The organism is Microvirga sp. VF16 (assembly GCF_016864375.1).
Lineage (GTDB): Bacteria > Pseudomonadota > Alphaproteobacteria > Rhizobiales > Beijerinckiaceae > Microvirga.
Window position 1 is genome coordinate 756,961 of sequence record NZ_CP069354.1, and the last position, 17,747, is coordinate 774,707.

At 56.8% G+C, this 17,747-nt stretch carries 12 protein-coding genes and 1 pseudogene; 8 read left to right on the forward strand and 5 right to left on the reverse strand.

The window, feature by feature from the left end:
- Positions 1-95 precede the first annotated feature (95 nt).
- The gene (locus JO965_RS03620) at positions 96-3,092 is read right to left on the reverse strand and encodes an EAL domain-containing protein (RefSeq protein ID WP_203442353.1); all 2,997 of its coding nucleotides are present in this window, start codon (positions 3,090-3,092) and stop codon (positions 96-98) included.
- Positions 3,093-4,006: 914 nt separating this feature from the next.
- Between JO965_RS03620 and JO965_RS03625 the strand changes: the two genes are divergently transcribed.
- The 5 genes from JO965_RS03625 (at position 4,007) to JO965_RS03645 (ending at position 9,843) form a co-directional block, all read left to right on the forward strand.
- Positions 4,007-4,693, forward strand: coding sequence for a response regulator transcription factor (locus JO965_RS03625; protein ID WP_203442354.1), 687 nt, complete (start codon positions 4,007-4,009; stop codon positions 4,691-4,693).
- A 699-nt stretch (positions 4,694-5,392) separates the two neighbouring features.
- Positions 5,393-8,194, forward strand: coding sequence for a hybrid sensor histidine kinase/response regulator (locus JO965_RS03630; protein ID WP_203442355.1), 2,802 nt, complete (start codon positions 5,393-5,395; stop codon positions 8,192-8,194).
- A gap of 2 nt (positions 8,195-8,196) precedes the next feature.
- Entirely contained in the window at positions 8,197-8,685 is a 489-nt protein-coding gene (locus JO965_RS03635) for a chemotaxis protein CheW (RefSeq protein ID WP_203442356.1), read from the forward strand.
- Positions 8,686-8,738: 53 nt separating this feature from the next.
- Positions 8,739-9,122, forward strand: a complete 384-nt coding sequence (locus JO965_RS03640; protein ID WP_203442357.1) for a response regulator — start codon at positions 8,739-8,741, stop codon at positions 9,120-9,122.
- A gap of 19 nt (positions 9,123-9,141) precedes the next feature.
- Positions 9,142-9,843, forward strand: a complete 702-nt coding sequence (locus JO965_RS03645) for a protein phosphatase CheZ (protein ID WP_203442358.1) — start codon at positions 9,142-9,144, stop codon at positions 9,841-9,843.
- 115 nt (positions 9,844-9,958) lie between these two features.
- On the opposite strand, the gene JO965_RS03650 is transcribed toward JO965_RS03645, so the two are convergent.
- The 4 genes and pseudogenes from JO965_RS03650 to JO965_RS49265 all read right to left on the reverse strand — a co-directional run.
- A complete protein-coding gene (locus tag JO965_RS03650) occupies positions 9,959-12,718 on the reverse strand; it encodes a heparinase II/III family protein (protein ID WP_203442359.1) in 2,760 nt (919 codons plus the stop codon).
- A 170-nt stretch (positions 12,719-12,888) separates the two neighbouring features.
- Positions 12,889-13,509 (reverse strand): response regulator FixJ, encoded by a 621-nt coding sequence (gene fixJ, locus JO965_RS03655; protein WP_203442360.1) that lies wholly within the window; start codon positions 13,507-13,509, stop codon positions 12,889-12,891.
- Positions 13,475-15,040: a PAS domain S-box protein gene (locus JO965_RS47680; protein ID WP_246776843.1), complete on the reverse strand. Its 1,566-nt coding sequence runs from the start codon at positions 15,038-15,040 to the stop codon at positions 13,475-13,477. Before JO965_RS47680 ends, fixJ begins: the two co-directional genes overlap by 35 nt.
- A gap of 51 nt (positions 15,041-15,091) precedes the next feature.
- Positions 15,092-16,222: pseudogene (locus tag JO965_RS49265) on the reverse strand (PAS domain S-box protein); the annotation flags it as partial.
- Positions 16,223-16,611: 389 nt separating this feature from the next.
- Here JO965_RS49265 and flgB point away from each other — a divergent pair.
- Genes flgB through JO965_RS03675 form a run of 3 tightly spaced genes read left to right on the forward strand, consistent with a single transcriptional unit; the run spans position 16,612 to position 17,745 of the window.
- Positions 16,612-16,998 carry a flagellar basal body rod protein FlgB gene (gene flgB, locus JO965_RS03665; RefSeq protein ID WP_203442362.1) on the forward strand — a complete coding sequence of 129 codons (387 nt, stop codon included), beginning with the start codon at positions 16,612-16,614 and terminating at the stop codon, positions 16,996-16,998.
- The gene (gene flgC / locus JO965_RS03670; RefSeq protein WP_203442363.1) at positions 16,998-17,414 is read left to right on the forward strand and encodes a flagellar basal body rod protein FlgC; all 417 of its coding nucleotides are present in this window, start codon (positions 16,998-17,000) and stop codon (positions 17,412-17,414) included. Before flgB ends, flgC begins: the two co-directional genes overlap by 1 nt.
- 1 nt (position 17,415) lies before the next feature.
- Positions 17,416-17,745 carry a flagellar hook-basal body complex protein FliE gene (locus tag JO965_RS03675; RefSeq protein ID WP_203442364.1) on the forward strand — a complete coding sequence of 110 codons (330 nt, stop codon included), beginning with the start codon at positions 17,416-17,418 and terminating at the stop codon, positions 17,743-17,745.
- Positions 17,746-17,747: the final 2 nt, after the last annotated feature.

A 17,747-nucleotide genomic window follows, 5' to 3' on the forward strand; every position in this document is an offset into this window, starting at 1 on the left:
ATGGGTCAAGGACTGGCGTTCCAAGCGACGCCGCGAGGATCAGAAGGCGGGAATGCTCCCTTCTCTTGGCTGGCCCTTCGGGTCCGCACGATGCGCTAGCCGCTCAGCAGCTTGACGTTTCTCTCGTTGCGGGGCTTCACGAGCATTGTACTCCAGCGTGTCAGGAGATCTGGAACCTGCGACGCGGCCATCGGTTTTGAATAGAGATAACCCTGAGCATGGTCACAGCCCAACTCACGCAGGCGCCGCGCCTGACCGTGCGTTTCCACGCCTTCCGCCGTCACCTGAAGCTGCAGGCTTCGGCCGAGACTGATGACGGCGGCGACGATGGCCTCATCATCGGAATCATGCTCCAGATCCCGCACAAAGCTTCGGTCGATCTTGATGTGATCGACCGGGAACTGTTTCAGATGGGTCAGCGAGGCATAACCGGTGCCGAAATCGTCGAGAGCGATCTGGACACCATGCTGGCGAAACTGCGCAAGTGCGGAAGAAACGTTGCTTGAGTTTCTTCCGAGAAGGACCGTTTCCGTGACCTCGACCTCGAAGAAGACGGCCGGAACCTTAAGCCATTCGAGTGTTCTCAACATGTTATCGACAAGACCCGATTGGCCGAACTCAGCTGGAGACAAGTTGAGCGCAATGCGACCGAAGGGCAGATCCTGATCGAGCCATTGGCGCACATCCGCTGCAATCTTCGAGATCAGAAGCTTGCCGACGGAGGTTGCAATTTCATGGTCCTCGAAGACGGCTCCGAAGAAGCTTGGTGTTAGAATGCCCTTGCTCGGATGTTGCCAGCGCGCCAGCGCTTCGAGACCGACGATCTCACCTGTCGAGAGGCTCACCTTCGGTTGGTAAAACGGGATAATCTCATCGTTGGCGATTGCTTCACGCATTCCTCGGCCCAGAGAAACGCGCTGCTCAATGACCCTGCGCATCTCAGGCGAGTAGGTAACGACCCGGTTGCGGCCCTGAGACTTCGCCTGGTACATGGCAATGTCAGCATCCTTGACCAGCTCCGCCGGTGTCCCGTCATGCTCGGGGAAGGCTGCGATGCCGATGCTCACGCGACTGACGAGGGTTCGTTTCTGGTAAGTGAAGGGTTGGCGCAACGTCTCCGCAATCAGGGCACCCAGGCGCGTCGCATTCTCGAGCTTGAGCGGATCGACGACGAGCACGGCAAACTCATCGCCGCCGATCCGAGCCACGGTATCGCACCCTCGGACCATGGCGGAGAGACGGCGCGCTGTCTCCTGCAACAGGGCGTCACCCGCGTCATGACCGAGGGTATCGTTGATATCCTTAAAATCATCCAGATCGATCAGCAGGAGGCTCATGCTCGTGCCGCTTTGCTTGGCTGCGGTAAGAGCCGTCTCGAGGCGACGCTGGAAGAGATTGCGGTTGGGGAGGCCTGTGAGCGCATCGTGATTGGCCGAGCGCCAGATTTCCTCTTCCGCCTCCTTCTGCTCGTTGATGTCGAACGTGACGCCTACGATTCGATCGGGGCCCGCCTTCTCTGCCCGCGCCCGCAGCCATCGGATTTCACCGCCCGGCATCACATAGCGGCATTCAACCGAGTCCGAGCCGCTGATCTGTATCCGCTCCAGAAAGTTCTCTACCCTCTGACGATCTTCCGGATGAATCCCGGTCATGAAGGTCTTGTCGGCTCCGGACGTGATGCCCAGGAGAGCAAGCGAGTTCTCGGACCGTGTCGTGGCCCCTGTGAGTGGGTTGAACTCCCACGCGATCATATGCGCAGCCTTCAGGGCAAGCTGAAGGCGTTCCTCGCTCTCGCTGAGCGCCTGCTCGGATTGCTTGCGCTCATGAATATCCATGGCAATGCCGAACCATTGTTCAATCTTGCCTTGCTCGTTCTTGAGGGGCTGTCCCCGAACAATGAACCAGCGATACATCCCGTCGGATGCACGGCGAAGAGGCATTTCCAGTTCGAAGGATATGCCGCTTTCGAGCGTCTCCTTCCATCGCTCCAGAACCCGGTTACGATGGAGAGGATGGATGACCGCGATCCATCCTTTGCTTCCCCTGTCAGGCTGCAAGCCTGTGTACTCGTACCAGACATCGTTGCAGTATGTGAATTCGCCGCCCGGATCGCTGAACCAGACCACCTGTGGCGATGTGAAAGAGAGCGGCATGACGTCGATCAGCGTGCGGAGACGCTTCTCGCTCTTGCGTAAGCTCTGCTCAGTTCGCCGAAACTCCGTGATGTCACGAGAAATGCACAGAAAGCCTTGCGGACTTCCATTCCGGGTCATGATGGGGGTTATGACCACATCCCACCACTTCTGCGTCCCTGTCGCGGTTGCACAGGGGCCCTGAAAGCGGCCGGTCCCGCCGGCCTTGGCCTTTTCGACTGCTTCGTATGCCTCTTCTCCGGCAATGCTGCTCCAGAGATCTGTCCAGGTGCGCCCCTCGATCGTGCTGAAGTCTGTCACCTCCATCGCACGCAGGCCCCCCTGACTCATGAAGCGGAGGCGACCCTGAAGGTCGAAGACTTTGATACAATCGTCGGAACTTGACAGAAGACGCTGCGTGAACTCTTCGCTGGCCGCTGCAGCCCTGGTGGCGAGTTTCAACTCCAGCTGAGTCATGACGGCCTGAGCGAGGCCCATCAGCGCCTCTTTCTGCCGTTCGCTCAGCCCCTGAGGGCGCGGTTCACGATCGAGGACGCATAGCATCCCAAGCGGCAAGCCACCCTTCGTCCTTAAAGGCGCCCCCGCATAGAAGGACAGTTCAGCACATTCCTCGATAGCGGGTCTGTCTCGAAATCGAGGGTCGGCAGCCATGTCGGGAATGATGAGCAATCCCGGCTGATGAATGGCATGGTTGCAGATGGAGATCTCGCGGGGCGTCTCGGCGAGCTCAAGGCCGATCCTGGCTTTGAACCACTGCCTGTGCTCATCCAGGAAGGAAATGACTGCGATTGGAGCGTCGCAGATCTGTGCTGCGATCTTTGCAATGCTGTCGAACTCAACTTCCGGGCCGGTATCCAGAATGTCGAACTTCTGGAGTGCAGCAAGACGGTCGACCTCCTTCCATGGAGGCAGAGTGCTGTGACCAGAACATTCTACCATTCGAAAACTGCCCGCTCGGAAGCATCTGAGTATTCAGGACATGTCGGAGTCTGACCGACACAACGGAATGGCATCATGCCTCGAGCGAACCTCTATCCGTCGCTTGCAGAATATCCGGGCTTAAAACCGGTAAAATGGCAGAGCGTCATGCCGGCCCATAAAGAGGGCGTGCCATAGTGCTGACTGACGTATTGTCCGCAATAATTTGAACTATAGTCGGTTCAAGAAATAACTTTTTGGCCCGGTCGTGGTCAAGAAGCGGCGGAACTCCTCGATCATTTACAGTTAACAAAGAACCGCACTCGGGGCTTGTTATGACTTCTGGATCTGATGCTTGTCTTGAAGCAGCAAATCTCAATTCAGGAGTTTAGGTCAGGATTCTAAATTGCAGCCATGAAGAGAGACATGCCTCACGCAACCTTCATCGTGCACTAAATCATACACGGTTAGCTGGGGCGTAGTGGAATCCTGGTCTCCCACCATGAGATTCGGTCAGACCGCTTCTATCGCTGAAGGCCGGCCCCGTCTCTGACTGAGTGTAACTACGTATGATGAAATTGCGGGAAATACGTAGTGATTCAGTTTCGAAGCAACCCTGTATGGGAACGGCTTCGCAACTCTGATACGTCGCTCCTGGAAAAACATCTGTCTTGTCAGACTCTTGGTGTGCCTGCCGGAGAAAGCGCCTGTCGGCCGCTTCCCTCAAAACCTGTCGTAAGAACTGCTTAAGGTTCGTTAAGGGGCATTAACCATAACCCTGAGAGCGCTCCCTTTATTTACGTATTGTCCGCGGGAGCAACGAAATATACCTTCTGGACATCGCCGCAGATCGCGAACAAGTTGAGTAAAAAAATTGCAAGCGGCAATAATAGATACGTAAAACGCACTTAATTACTAAGGCGGGGCAGAAGAAAATGTATATCGTCGTCGATGACCGGCAGATGGTAACGTCCGGATATGTTGCGAGCTTCAAGCGTGAAGGCATATCCTCCCTTGGCTTATTTGCAGACGAATTTAACGACTGGCTGGAATCGGCCTCCAATTCCGATCTCGAAGCCGTTCAGGGCTTCGTGCTTGGCAGCTTCGAAGAGCGGGTTCACTCCGCGGAAAGCATTCGTCGCTACTCCAAGGCGCCGATCATTGCCTTGAGCGATGTCCGCTCCCTTGAAGAGACGCTGGAGCTTTTCACGGCAAAATTCGACGACGTCGTTCGCAAGCCTGTCCATGTCCGCGAAATCCTTGCCCGCTCGGAAGCGGTTTGGCGGCGAGTGAATGCGAATGCCGGCAAGAAGCCGCAGAACGATGCAGAAAGGCTCAAAGTCTTCTTCGACGGCCGCGATCCGGAGGTCGATGGATTGCCTCTGGCGCTCCCGCGCCGCGAGCGGCACATCCTCGAATACCTGGTTCGCAAGAGAGGCCATCGCCTGACCAAGAAGCAGATCTTCGATGCGGTCTATGGGATCTACAGCGACGATGTCGAAGACAGCGTCGTCGAGGGGCATATCAGCAAGTTGCGCAAGAAGCTCCGCCAGCGTCTTGGATATGATCCCATCGATGCAAAGCGCTACATCGGTTACTCTTACGTCGGCGCGGCTTCCTAGCCTGAGTGTTGACGGCTCGCTGGAGACCAGGCGGCCCGGCGAACCGAGAGAGCAGGCGCGGTTTCACGATTAGAACGATAAAAACGGGCCACTCGCGAAATAGAACCTTCGCGGGTGGCTGTTCATTTTCAACGGCCATGATGCGATCATCACGCGGAGTTAAAAGGAAGGAGTTTGGATCTCACGCTCCTTCATTCTAGGCCGGCGTCAGGTGCGGTCTCTGATGCATGACCACGGATCGTTCGCCCGAGTGCGCTGATGCGCTGGCCGGATGCCCTCACGTGCAACAGCATAAAAATTCATCCGTAATTGGCCTGAGATTCTGAAATTAGTTGATCGGTCCCTCAATGCGTTAACTTTATTGCAGGGAACGGAGACATATTCTTCCTCAACGTCATAATTGAGGCTCAAAGGGTAGGGGAAGCGTTCCGGATCTTTGTTTCTCGGCTCTCAGAGATGCCGGGCTGTCCAGACAAAGTCGCAACAAGAACGCTGCAAATCTCCGTCCGGAGGCATTCGCCATTGGGTTGATGTTCGCCGGTTCCTGAGTGCAGACCAGGATGCTGCCCTTCGACTCTCCAAGCGTGGACATGAGGTCCAGCTCTTTCTTGCCGGCGTGAAGGCCGCACGATTCACCCATCTTGAGGGGCTCGATGATCTGTGCCCGTCAGGTCGCGTAGTAAGAGTTGAGATACGGCAATGGACGACCTTCTTCTGGAGTTTCTAACCGAGACCAACGAGCATCTCGAAACGGTCGACGTGGAGATGGTCCGCTTCGAGCAAGATCCTAACAACGAAGCCATCCTCAGTAACATCTTCCGCCTGGTGCATACGATCAAAGGAACCTGCGGTTTCCTTGGTCTGCCGCGTCTCGAAGCACTTGCGCATGCGGCCGAGACCCTCATGGGCAAGTTCCGTGATGGGATGCCCGTCACGACTCCGGCCGTCTCGCTGATTCTCGCGACCCTCGACAGGATCAAGGAGATCCTGGGTGAGCTGGAGCGCCAAGGCGCAGAGCCGGACGGCTCCGACAACGATCTGATCGAGATGCTGGACAAGATGGCCTCGCAGGAAGCCGTAGCTCCAGCGCCCGCTCCTCAGTCGGCCCCACAGCAAACTTCGGGACAGATGGTCTACCAGGTGCTCGAACGTGAGCTGAAGCCGGGAGAAGTCTCCTTGGACGAGCTTGAGCGAGCTTTCCAAGAGGCGCCAGGACCGGAAAAGGTCTCGTCCTCGGGTACGCTGACCTATCAGGTCCTCGAACGAGCCTTGAAGCCCGGCGAGGTTTCTCTCGACGAACTTGAGCGCGCTTTCCGCGAAGCTCCGGGTCCCGCCCCCCTCGTCATCGAGAAGCCTGCTGCAAGCGCCGCGAAGGTGGAGGCGACGGCTCCTCCGCCTCCCTCACAGGCGTCCAAAAAGAGCGCCGAAACTTCGGATTCGAGCGAGAGCGGAGAAGGGATCGCCGGTAAGGTTCAAACCATCCGCGTCAATGTGGATACGCTTGAGCATCTGATGACCATGGTGTCCGAGCTCGTTCTGACCCGGAATCAGTTGCTTGAGATTGCCCGGAGAAGCTCCGAGGACCACGGCTACAAGGTGCCCCTGCAGCGCCTGTCGCAGGTCACGGCCGAGTTGCAGGACGGCGTCATGAAGACTCGCATGCAGCCCATCGGCAATGCGTGGCAGAAGCTCCCGCGTGTCGTCCGCGATCTCTCGAACGAGCTTTCGAAGAAAATCGAGCTTGTCATGCAGGGCGCCGACACCGAGCTCGACAGGCAGGTGCTGGAGGTCATCAAGGATCCTCTCACGCACATGGTCCGCAACTCGGCCGACCATGGCATCGAGAGCCCGGCCGACCGCAAGGCGGCTGGAAAGCCCGAGAAGGGAACGATCCGTCTCAATGCCTATCATGAAGGTGGCTCGATCACGATTGAGATCGCCGACGACGGCAAGGGACTGAATTTCGCGGCCATCCGGAAGAAGGCTGTCGAAAGAGGCATCGCCAGCGACGCCGAAGTGGAACGCATGAGCGATGCCCAGGTGGCCAAGTTCATCTTCCATCCTGGATTCTCGACAGCAGCGAAAGTCACGTCGGTGTCGGGGCGTGGCGTCGGCATGGATGTCGTCAAGACGAATATCGAGCTCATTGGCGGCACTGTCGATATCCGCTCCGAACAGGGGCGTGGAACGACTTTCATGATTAAGATCCCGCTGACCCTGGCCATCGTCGCGGCCCTCATCGTGGCCTCCAAGGACCAGCGGTTTGCTATCCCGCAGGTGGCTGTCTCGGAATTGGTGAGAGTATCGCCCACCTCAGAGCATTCCATCGAGCGCATAAACGGAACGCCGATCCTGCGCCTGCGCGATCGGTTGCTGCCGATTGTCCCACTTTCGAAGGTCATGGGCCTTTCCGGCAACGAGGATGCCAATCATGGCTTCGTCGTTGTGACCCAGGTTGCCCACCAGCGCTTCGGCATTCTCGTCGATGGTGTCTTCCATACGGAGGAGATCGTCGTGAAGCCGATGTCCTCCAAGCTCAGGCACATCCAGCTCTTCTCCGGCAACACGATCCTGGGCGACGGCGCCGTCGTCCTCATCATAGATCCCAACGGGCTTGCCCGTATGGTCGGATCGGGCGCTGACAGTGACGAGTTCCAGAGCGACGCAGGTCTCGAGCAGACGATCGTGGCGGCAGACGAAATGACAAGCCTGCTTGTCTTCCGCGGCGGAGGCGAGAGCCTCAAGGCCGTCCCGCTTTCCCTCGTGACGCGCCTCGAGGAAATCGAGGCCTCTACCATCGAGTGGTCGAGCGGTCGGCCGGTCGTTCAATACCGTGGACGCCTGATGCCGTTGGTCTCCTGCGATGAGGAGCTCGCGATCAAGCGGCAAGGCATGCAATCCCTGCTGGTGTTCTCCGATGGCGACGTTTCCATGGGCCTTGCCGTTGCCGAGATCGTGGATATCGTCGAGGACAAGCTCGACGTGGAACTGCTTGCGGAGCGATCCGATCTGGTCGGGTCGGCGGTCGTTCGCGGTCGCACGACCGAGATCGTCAACGTTGCGCATTACCTGCCCATGGTCCTCGAGACCTGGTCGCGCAAGGATCGTCGTGATGGGCCGGATAAGTCTCTGCTCCTGGTCGACAGTTCGACTTTCTTCCGCGACATGCTTGTTCCGGTTCTGAAGGCCTCCGGCTATCGCGTTCAGACGGCAGCGACGGCCCAGGAGGCAGTTCGCCTCCTGTCCAATGGACTGCAGGTCGATGTGATCGTGACGGATCTGGAGCTTTCAGGGCATTCCGGATTTGCGCTCGTCGCGTCGTTGCGCGCCGATCCGCATCATAGCTCGACACCCGTTATCGGGATGACCGTCAAACCTGATGCGCAGCAGATCGCTTTGGCGAGGAAATTGCGAATTTCCGAGATTGTTTCGAAAATTGACCGCCGGGGCCTGCTCTCCGCACTGGCTGAGATCAATGCATCGTTTGAAGAGGCTGCGTAACCATGAGACCAATCGAACCGATCACTTCCGGTGTAACGAAAACGAATTCCAAGCAGATGGAATTCGTGACGGTCACGGTTGCAGGACAGCTGCTTGGCCTTCCGATAAGCCGGGTTCACGATGTTTTCGTCGTCAGTGAGATGACGACGGTTCCACTCGCGCCAGGAGAAATCGCAGGTCTTCTGAATCTGCGTGGCCGCGTGGTTACTGCCGTTTCGCTTCGCCGTCGTCTCGGATTAGGGGATTCCAGCGGTGCAGAACGGCGGATGGCCGTTGGTCTTGAAAACCATGGGGAGGCCTACGGCCTGCTCGTGGATGAAGTGGGAGAGGTGCTCAAGCTCGACGCGGATGAGATGCAGCCCAACCCGGTTCACATGGACCGAGGCTGGGTCGGCCTCTCGCAAGGGGTGCATCAGCTACATGACAAACTGCTGATCGTCCTCGATGTCGACGCCGTTCTGGCATTCGAAACCGAGCGGGAAGCCGCATAAAAATGGGTCTAGTGGCCCATCTCCACTTCTATGTTTACTGAGGGTGTAATGCCGTGAGTCTTGATCTTTCTACCCCTGTCCTCGTCGTCGACGACTATCAGACGATGGTTAGAATTCTTCGCAATCTTCTCAAGCAGATCGGTTTCAATGATGTAGACGATGCCTCCGATGGGCAGGCGGCGCTGGAGAAGTTGAAGGCCAAGAAATACGGTCTTGTGATCTCCGATTGGAACATGGCCCCCATGACGGGCTATGAACTGCTACAACAGGTGCGTTCTGACGCCGAGCTAAGCTCGCTGCCATTTATTATGGTCACGGCTGAGGCAAAAACCGAGAACGTTGTCGCGGCCAAGAAGGCTGGTGTTAACAACTACATCGTCAAGCCGTTCAATGCTGAAACGCTGCGAACCAAGATCAGCGCTGTCTTCAGCGGATAACCGGTTGTGAGCGACGGCAATGAAGCCACATAAGAGCTATCGCATCGAGGCGAGCATGGCTACGCTCTCGTATGATGAAGGAACGCAGGAGCGGCACTCCGAGATCATGAGCATGCTCGGAACGATCAAGGAATCGATCGTTCCGGCACGCGAGATATCGACCTCTCTGCTGGAAGAGCATCGTCGGGATATGCAGGAAGCCCTCCGCCTCAAGGTGGAGCTGGACTCGATTTATGAGGCCATAGAGCGGACGAAGAGAGAAATTGCGACGCTTCGCTACGCAGGCGCTCAAGGGCAGGAAATCACGAGAGTGACCGATGAGCTCGGAGCTATCGTTCTCGGCACGGAAACCGCGACCAATTCAATTCTGGCCGCGGCTGAGAAGGTCGACGAACTGTCCAGCAACCTGTCATCTCGTCTCTCCGGAGGGGATCAGGAGATCGCCCGCGAAATCTTGGATCATGTCATCAGCATATTCGAAGCTTGCAACTTCCAGGATATTACCGGACAACGCATCAGCAAAGTCGTCAATGCGATGAGATTTGTCGAAGAGCGTGTCCATCACATGATCGATATCTGGGGCGGCCTCGAGAGCTTCAAGGATGTTGAGACGATTGACGACGCGCGGCGGCAAGGGGATGCTGCTCTCCTGAATGGTCCTGCTCTTACAACGGACAAAGGCGTGACATCTCAGGACGATATCGACGCGCTTTTCAGCTGACATCGCTATCAATGTGCGATCCGCTACCCGGCCTCTCTGGAGGCCGGGTAGTTTTTTGCAGATATCGCCCGGCAGGCCTCTCAGCGGGCGCCTGGTCTCTTGATATTTGCATAAGTCACCCCAGAAGCTTCTTTACCTCCGGGCGCGCCAAAAGATCCACGATCCTCCGAAGTCCTTGGTCGGTCATGGTAAGAATGACCCCTCCGCAGATAGTGTCGGAACCAGAGAACCTGTAGTTCAGGACATTGGCTGGTTGGAGGCCTCCGAGGGGGTGAGAAACAAAACCCTGCAGAGATCCTGGGCGGTCATTGCGACCATTGTGAATGGCCATGCCGCTGTACTCGCCCGCGATCGGATGCGGGATGATGCGCAAGCGGCTTTTGTTGCGAAAGCCGATGGCAAGCTTGGAATTCGCCAAAGCAACCGCAATATTTTCTTCGAAGTGAAGTAGTCCTTCGAATGAAATGAGCCCCCCGGAATTCTGGAAGCGATCAAAGACCGCGACAGCGTCAAGATTGTCCAAGCATATGAAGGTCCGGGCGTGATTGTAGCTCGGGCCGTACACATTCGTCCCAATGCGGACGATATTGGCATCGTTAAGCGAGGTTTGAGCTTCAATCCAGCCAATGCCGGACGATTGCCCGCGCCCGTCAGGAGCCGCAACGTTATGGGCGCTTGAGGAGGTCAGATAATGCCGGGCTGGACCGGAATCATAAAGGCTTGCTCCTCCTGGATCAGAGATCCACTGGACACCACGGGCCGTATACACAAATGACGAGCAGTCGAAGTGGCCGTTCTCATGACGCTGCTCAGTGAATGACGCACACAAATAACTCCAATGAGGTCTGCGATCATAGTCCCTGAAGGCGACAATACCATCTCCTTCGGGGGCAAACATTCTCGGACCTGTTGGATACGACAGTTCCTCTGCCAGCTTCGCGTCCGACAGGAGAGATCGGCCGTAGCCGGAGATCAACCGACGCAGCCAGGATGCATGATGGCGGCTGCGAAGCGTGTCTCCAAAGGACGGAAGCATGCCGGCGGGATCTGTAATCCCGACGATGACCTTGAGGCTATTCTTCAATCGCGTGCTAATGTGCTCTCGAAATTCTTCAGTTCCCGGTACATCTGCGAGACTATGAACCAGAAGAAGACCGATCGAAACGATCTCAAGTCGGTAGTGCAGAGACTGCTCGATTGATGAACCGTCAGGTCCGATCAGTTGATCGAAACCGCTTCGGAGCTGGGCAAGGGCAACGGATATCCAGTATGGAGCTATAGGAAAATGAGGAAACACACGGGAGATGGCGATCAGTGCGCACGCTGTGCGGAGCTGAATGATCGAGGGCGAGAAGATATTCTGACTTACAATTTCCGACAGGGCGAAGCCATATCTTACGATCTCGGCAAAGATCTCCCGTTGACGCTTGAGATCCTTGCCGCTTTTCGAGGTTGCGCCCAAGGTCAACAGGTGCAGCAACACCTCGGCGCGCACAGCCATCGACAAGGGATAGGTGCTCAGAGGATCCTTGGGCTGGCCCCAAGGATTGGCCTGTGACCAGGAAATCGCGAGTTCCGCTGCCCTCGCAGGCCCGCCGAGTTCCGGACTTCTTGCAAGATCGAGAATCCATGAAAGCGATTGGAATTCCAGGCGCCAAGCCGAGGATCGATAAGGATCTTCCGTCCACTCAAAGACCTCAGGAATCGGCCATGGCTCAAGGTCGCAAAGAGCTAGGTGGCGATCGGCAATTGTCGATGCTTCGCCATGTTGGATGATCCTGAGGCGATCGTGAAAGGTGACAAGAGGCCCGAGACTTTCGGGAGAGATAAATTGATCAACCGGGCTCGCGCGTATCTTGAGCGTTTCCGAGTTCGGTCGGCATCCGAGCCGAGTGCACACATCTTCCACGAAGCTAAGTGCACTTGGGTTATCTTCTCTCAGAATATTCTCAAGCAGGAGATCGTCTCCAATGGAGACCTCAAGGGGAGTCGCCAAGCTGATCAGAGACTCAGCTTTCCAAACCTGAAAGCCGAGCTCGACTGTTGCAGCCTGTGCAGGAGGTGTCAGTTCGAGCGTGAAACGCCTTGTCTGTCGGTGGACCGGAATATCGATAAAGGTTCCAACCGCAGGAGAGGATGGGACGCCCTCATAGGGAGGTGCCAGCTCCTTGCCCTGGGCATCACGGAAAGTGATGCGGGCCAAGGTCCCGCCACTCTCTGTGCCCCAGTTGATGAGTTGTCCGCGAACGACAAAAGGCTGGCCTGGAACGATGCCGTAGCGCTGCCACTGCGGCGTTGTGCTTAGATCCCACCAAGTACGGCGTGAAACCGGTATGATCGAGCGAACGACCGGAGAGCCGACATGCGTCGCTTGGCCGTCTTTTGATGGCTGAACGGCTTGGTGGATTTTAAGATCGCTGACCGTAAACGGATGCGAGTTGCGCCAGCTGCGAATTCTGATCGTCAGATGCCGTGCCGGAGCCGGGATGAAAAAGGCGAATTGTACGCGACCTGACTGTAAAGGCTCGCAGCCTCGTTCATAGTAAACTGGTCCAGCTATATAGTAGCTATGAGGATCGATCTGGGTTCTCGACAACCCTGGAACATACGAAAAGTCGATGCTTGAACCGTCTTCCGTCAAGAAATCGATGCCGACGGATGCAAAGTCATGAACGGCCTGAGCCTCCTCATCCTGATGCCAAGCGACTTGAAAACTGAACTCGCACCACGCATCACCGGAAACGTCCTTGAAGTCAAAAACGATGCGCGACCAGCGATTGTTGTTTGTAACGACATGAACATCGCCGGCAGAACTTGGCAAGTCTTCCGCAACCTGATCGCGAGGAGTCGGGGGAATGCGTCTAACTTCAGGCATGCGGATACCAGAGCCTTATGGGGAAACGGTATTGAGCGGGAGGGCTTGGGGTTCCATCAATTCAGACTCTGGCTGCGGTACAGTTATTGATGAGAACACCCTATTTTTGAATTGAAGGTTGAGCCGTGAGGTGTGCCTCAAGCCTTGGGTATCGATGCGGGCGTACTCGCTTAATTGCCGGTTGCAACCTCGAGAAACAACGCCATGCGGATCAGTTCGGAGAGGCTCTTTGCTTCCATCTTTGACATCACATTGGAACGATGGATCTCTACCGTTCTGATGCTGATGTTCAGTTCGTGTGCAATCATCTTATTGGCTTTTCCAGCGACAAGGCCATCGAGAACCTGACGCTCCCGCTGAGACAACGATTGCAGCCGCGCTTGCGTCCGAAGGAGTTCCTGGTTTTTGCGGACACTTTTCTCGTCGCAAACCAGCGCGAAGCGCACCACTTCCAGAAAGCGGTCTTCTCTGAACGGCTTTTCAAGGAAATCGATGGCCCCCGCCTTCATGGCTTCCACCGCGAGAGGAATGTCGGCGTGACCCGTCATGACGACAACCGGGACATTAAGGCCACGCCCGTGAAGACGGCGAATGAACTCGAGGCCATCAATACCAGGCATGCGTACGTCTGTAACGATACAGCATCTGCCTGGATCGTTGACCTCATCGAGAAACGCTTTTGCAGACTCGTAGAGACGAACGTTCAGACCAGCCGATACCAGCAGAAACGAGAGAGCTTTTCGCACTCCAACGTCATCATCCACCACATACACGATCGGCGTGTTCGACACTGGCCATGTCCTCCTTATCGACAGTCCTAAGAGTGAAATGGAAGATTGTTCCCTCACCAGGGACGGATTCTGCCCAGATCTTACCGCCGTGCGATTCCACGATTGTTCGGCTGATCGAGAGGCCAACCCCCATGCCACTCTGTTTCGTGGTCGTAAACGGCTTGAAGAGGTTCTTCAAGACCTCCGGCGGGATCCCAGATCCCGTGTCCTGCACACTGACCTGAACCAGAGCGTCAGATTGTACGGTCCTGGCTCTGATCGTCAGTTCACGCAGGTTCACATCCTGCATCGCCTCGATGGCATTGCGGATGAGATTGAGCAGAACCTGTTGGATCTGAACGCGGTTCACAAAGACCAACGGGCTTTCCGATGGGAAGTCAAACTCGACCTTCACGTCCTTCTCTTTGGCCCCAACCAGAGCCAAAGCGCTGGCCTCCTCGACAAGTCGCTGGAGCCCCTCGATCTGGTGCTCGCTGCCTCCGCGGGCGACGAATTCGCGCAGCTGCCGGATAACCTCCCCGGCACGTAAAGCCTCTTCAGCCGCTTCGTTGACCGCATGTCGAACGAGATCAACCTTCTCGCCATCGACGCCGCTGAGGATCATTCCGCAGCCTTTGAGATAGCTGGTGATCGCAGTCAGGGGCTGGTTGATCTCATGGGCCAAGGTCGACCCCATCTCGCCCAATGCCGTGAAGCGGGACATGTAGGCGAGCTCGGATTGCAGCTCCTGCATCCGCGTTTCGGTTCTCTGGCGTTCGGTCAGGTCGCGAATGAAGGCCGTGAAGAAGCGCTCTCCATCGGATTCCATCTCGCCGACCTGTACTTCCATTGGAAAGGTCGAGCCGTCCTTGCGTTGGGCAACGGCCACGCGGCCACTTCCGATGATGCGGTGCTCCCCCGTTTCGCGATAACGGCGGATATAACCGTCATGCTGCTCCCGGTAGGGCAGGGGCATCAGAAACTTGACGTTGGTCCCAATGACCTCTTCCGGCTGATAGCCGAACATATGCACGGCCGTGGCACTGAAGGAGCGAATGATGCCGCTCTCATCCGCGACAACCATGGCGTCGGGGACGGTCTCAAGAATGGATCGGAGGTGGGCCTCCCTCGTGCGCAGTCGCTCTTCGCTTGAGCGAAGGGCATTCTCCGCGAGCTTGCGTTCCGTGATATCCTGGATCGTTCCGATCTTGCGAATGGGCCGGCCACTTTCATCCACCATCGTGCGGCCGATTGCCGTAACCCAGCGCTCGTTACCGGTGTCGGCACGGATGACCCGGAACGTGCCGCTATAGGTCAAGCTGGCGCCAGGCTCATCGGCATAGAACGTCTTCTCCACATGCTCGCGGTCGTCGGGATGGACACAGCCGAGGACGAGCTCACGGGTGATGTCGACATCCGGTGCCAGGCCCAGGATCTGGCGGGCTTCCGGCATCCACTGTCGGCAACCTGTCACAAGATCCTGATCCCAGATCCCTAAAGCTGTCGTTTCAATGGCCAGGCGCAGGCGTTCCTCGCTGCTGCGAAGTTTCATTTCTGCTAATCGCTGATCGTGAATGTCAGTGACCGTTCCCACCCATTCTGCGACGGTCCCATCTTCGTTCAGAAGAGGAACGGCTCTCGCCAGTACCCAGCGATACTCTCCGTCCGAGCGCCGAACGCGATACTCGAAGATGCGCGGCTCATCTGAGGTCCTAACGGTCTGCCACTGGGAGAACAGCTTGTCGCGATCGTCCGGGTGAACGGCTTCCAGGAACCCGTAGCCCGTGTATTCCCCTTTGGCCTGACCGCTGAACGCCTCCCACCCCCAGACCTTCGTAATCGATCCATCCGTCGTCGCACGCCAGACAACGGCGGCGCTTGCTTCGATCAGGGCGCGATACTGTTCTTCGCTTTGACGGAGTCGCTCGGCCGCTGACTTCTGTTCATGAATATCGGCGACCGTCCCAACCCATTCCTGCACCATGCCATCAGGATCCCGAAGGGGAACGGCCCTCGTCAGGACCCAGCGGTACTCGCCGCTGGACCGGCGCACACGGTACTCACTTGTGCCGGGTTCTTCAGATGCCAGTGTCTCCAGCCAAGTCGACGTTACCCGCTCACGATCATCCGGGTGGACGTTCTCCAGCCAAGGATAGTCATTGAGATCGCTCAGGGTTTGACTGTTCGAACTTTCCCAGCCCGATGCACCATCAATGATCGAACCGTTTGGCGAGGCTCGCCAGACAACGGCCGCGCTCACCTCGATCAGGGCCCGGTACCGCTCCTCCTGGGTTTTCAGTGCAGCTTCTGCGGCCATGAAACGACTGACATCGCGAGATGTCAGAACAAAGTTGCAGATATGTCCCGATTCATCCTCGACGGCATCGATTGTTACCCTGCATAAGAGGAAAGCACCTTCCTTCGTCGTGCAGCGAACCTGATCGCCGTAATGGCCGGAATTCTCGGCAATTCTCAAAGCCTGAACGGATTTATTGCGGCTCAGAGTATCCGATGAATAAAGGAGCGAGTAATGGCGACCCAGGACTTCATCTGCTCTCCAGCCGTAGATGTGCTCCGCGCCCCGGTTCCATGATACAACATTCCCGTGAGGGTCGAGCGTGATCAATGCGAAGTCGCGAACCGAGTTGAAAACGCGGTTGGCATCGGCGACCTGTCGAGCGCCTTGCTCTGATCGCAGTTTGAATCCGTCGTTTAACGCAGAAGTATGAGTCATTCCCCCCAACCCATGTGCCGCGTTGCATGCAGGATCTAAGCTTAATGGCGAAGAATCGCCCTGAACAACAAATTGATACGCCGGTTCGGCAATAAAAGTCACCGTTGCGATTGCATCAACGTGACGAGATCAGCAATCGAAAAATCAACTGAACCTGTTGCACTATTGTCGCGCCGGGAACACGGCGCACCAAAACATCGAATTTGAATCTATATAACATTTAATTGCATTTCTTCCCGACCTCAGCGAGCACTACGCCGATCGGTCCGGATTCTACAGGTCACACCCATGGCTAAAAATTCCTAAGAATCGCTCATCGGCAGCCAAGTCAGCCTCGGGCAAGGTTGGAGGGTTAAACGCCTCTTTACCATACTCGCCTGGAGATCCCTGTGACGGCACCTGTCTATCTGTTCGATTTGGCATCGCGACAGGCTCAATGGCTAGCCGCTCGCCAAACGACGATTTCCGGAAATGTCGCGAACGCCAATACGCCTGGCTATCGGGCCAGGGACGTTGAGCCTTTTGCCGACGTTCTGGACAAAACCAAATTGACCATGGCCGCGACGAACGGCGGCCATATCGGCTTCACCCCGTCGAGAGCCGAAGCGAGCAAGGTCAAGAAGGCGGATAGCTGGGACACGGTTTATTCCAAGAACTCCGTCAGCCTTGAGCAGGAACTCATCAAGTCCGGTGAGGTCAGCCGGCAGCACTCCTTGAACACAAGCGTCGTCAAGTCATTCCACCGAATGCTGATGTCGAGCGTGAGGACTTCGTGATGATCGATCCCTTAGTTGCATCCAGCAAGCTGTCGAGCTCCGGTCTGGAGGCTCAGTCGGCCCGCCTCCGGGTTATTTCGGAAAACGTCGCCAACGCGCAATCGACGGGCCGCACGCCCGGTTCCGATCCCTATACTCGCAAGACGATCACCTTCAAATCCGAGCTCGACCGCACACTCGGAGCAGCCTCTGTCACGGTCAAGGATGTCGGACAGGACGAGTCCGCTTTTCCAGTCGAGTACGATCCCGGTAACCCGGCTGCGGACGAGAACGGCATGGTCAAGAAGCCGAACGTCAACATGCTGATCGAAATGGCAGACATGCGGGAAGCCAATCGATCCTATCAGGCGAACCTGCAGATGATGAAGCAGGCCAGAGCCATGATTTCTGCAACCATCGATCTCATGAGAGGCTGATATGGTCAGCGCAGTTTCCTCAATCTCTTCGATGATTGATCGCCCGTCGGCGGTCGCAGCGATTCCGACCTTCGGCACTTCGCCCGCCGCAGGAGCCGTGTCCGGCGCGTCCCAGACAAGCTTCAGCGACATGATGGCCCAGGTGGCCACATCGGCGGTCGATACCATGAAGGCGGGCGAAGCAGCGTCGATCACCGGAATTCAAGGCAAGGCCTCGGTGCAGCAGGTCGTCGAGGCGGTGATGTCAGCGGAGCAGACGCTTCAGACGGCCATCGCCATCCGTGACAAGGTGGTCGCGGCCTATCAAGAAATTGCTCGGATGGCGATTTAAGG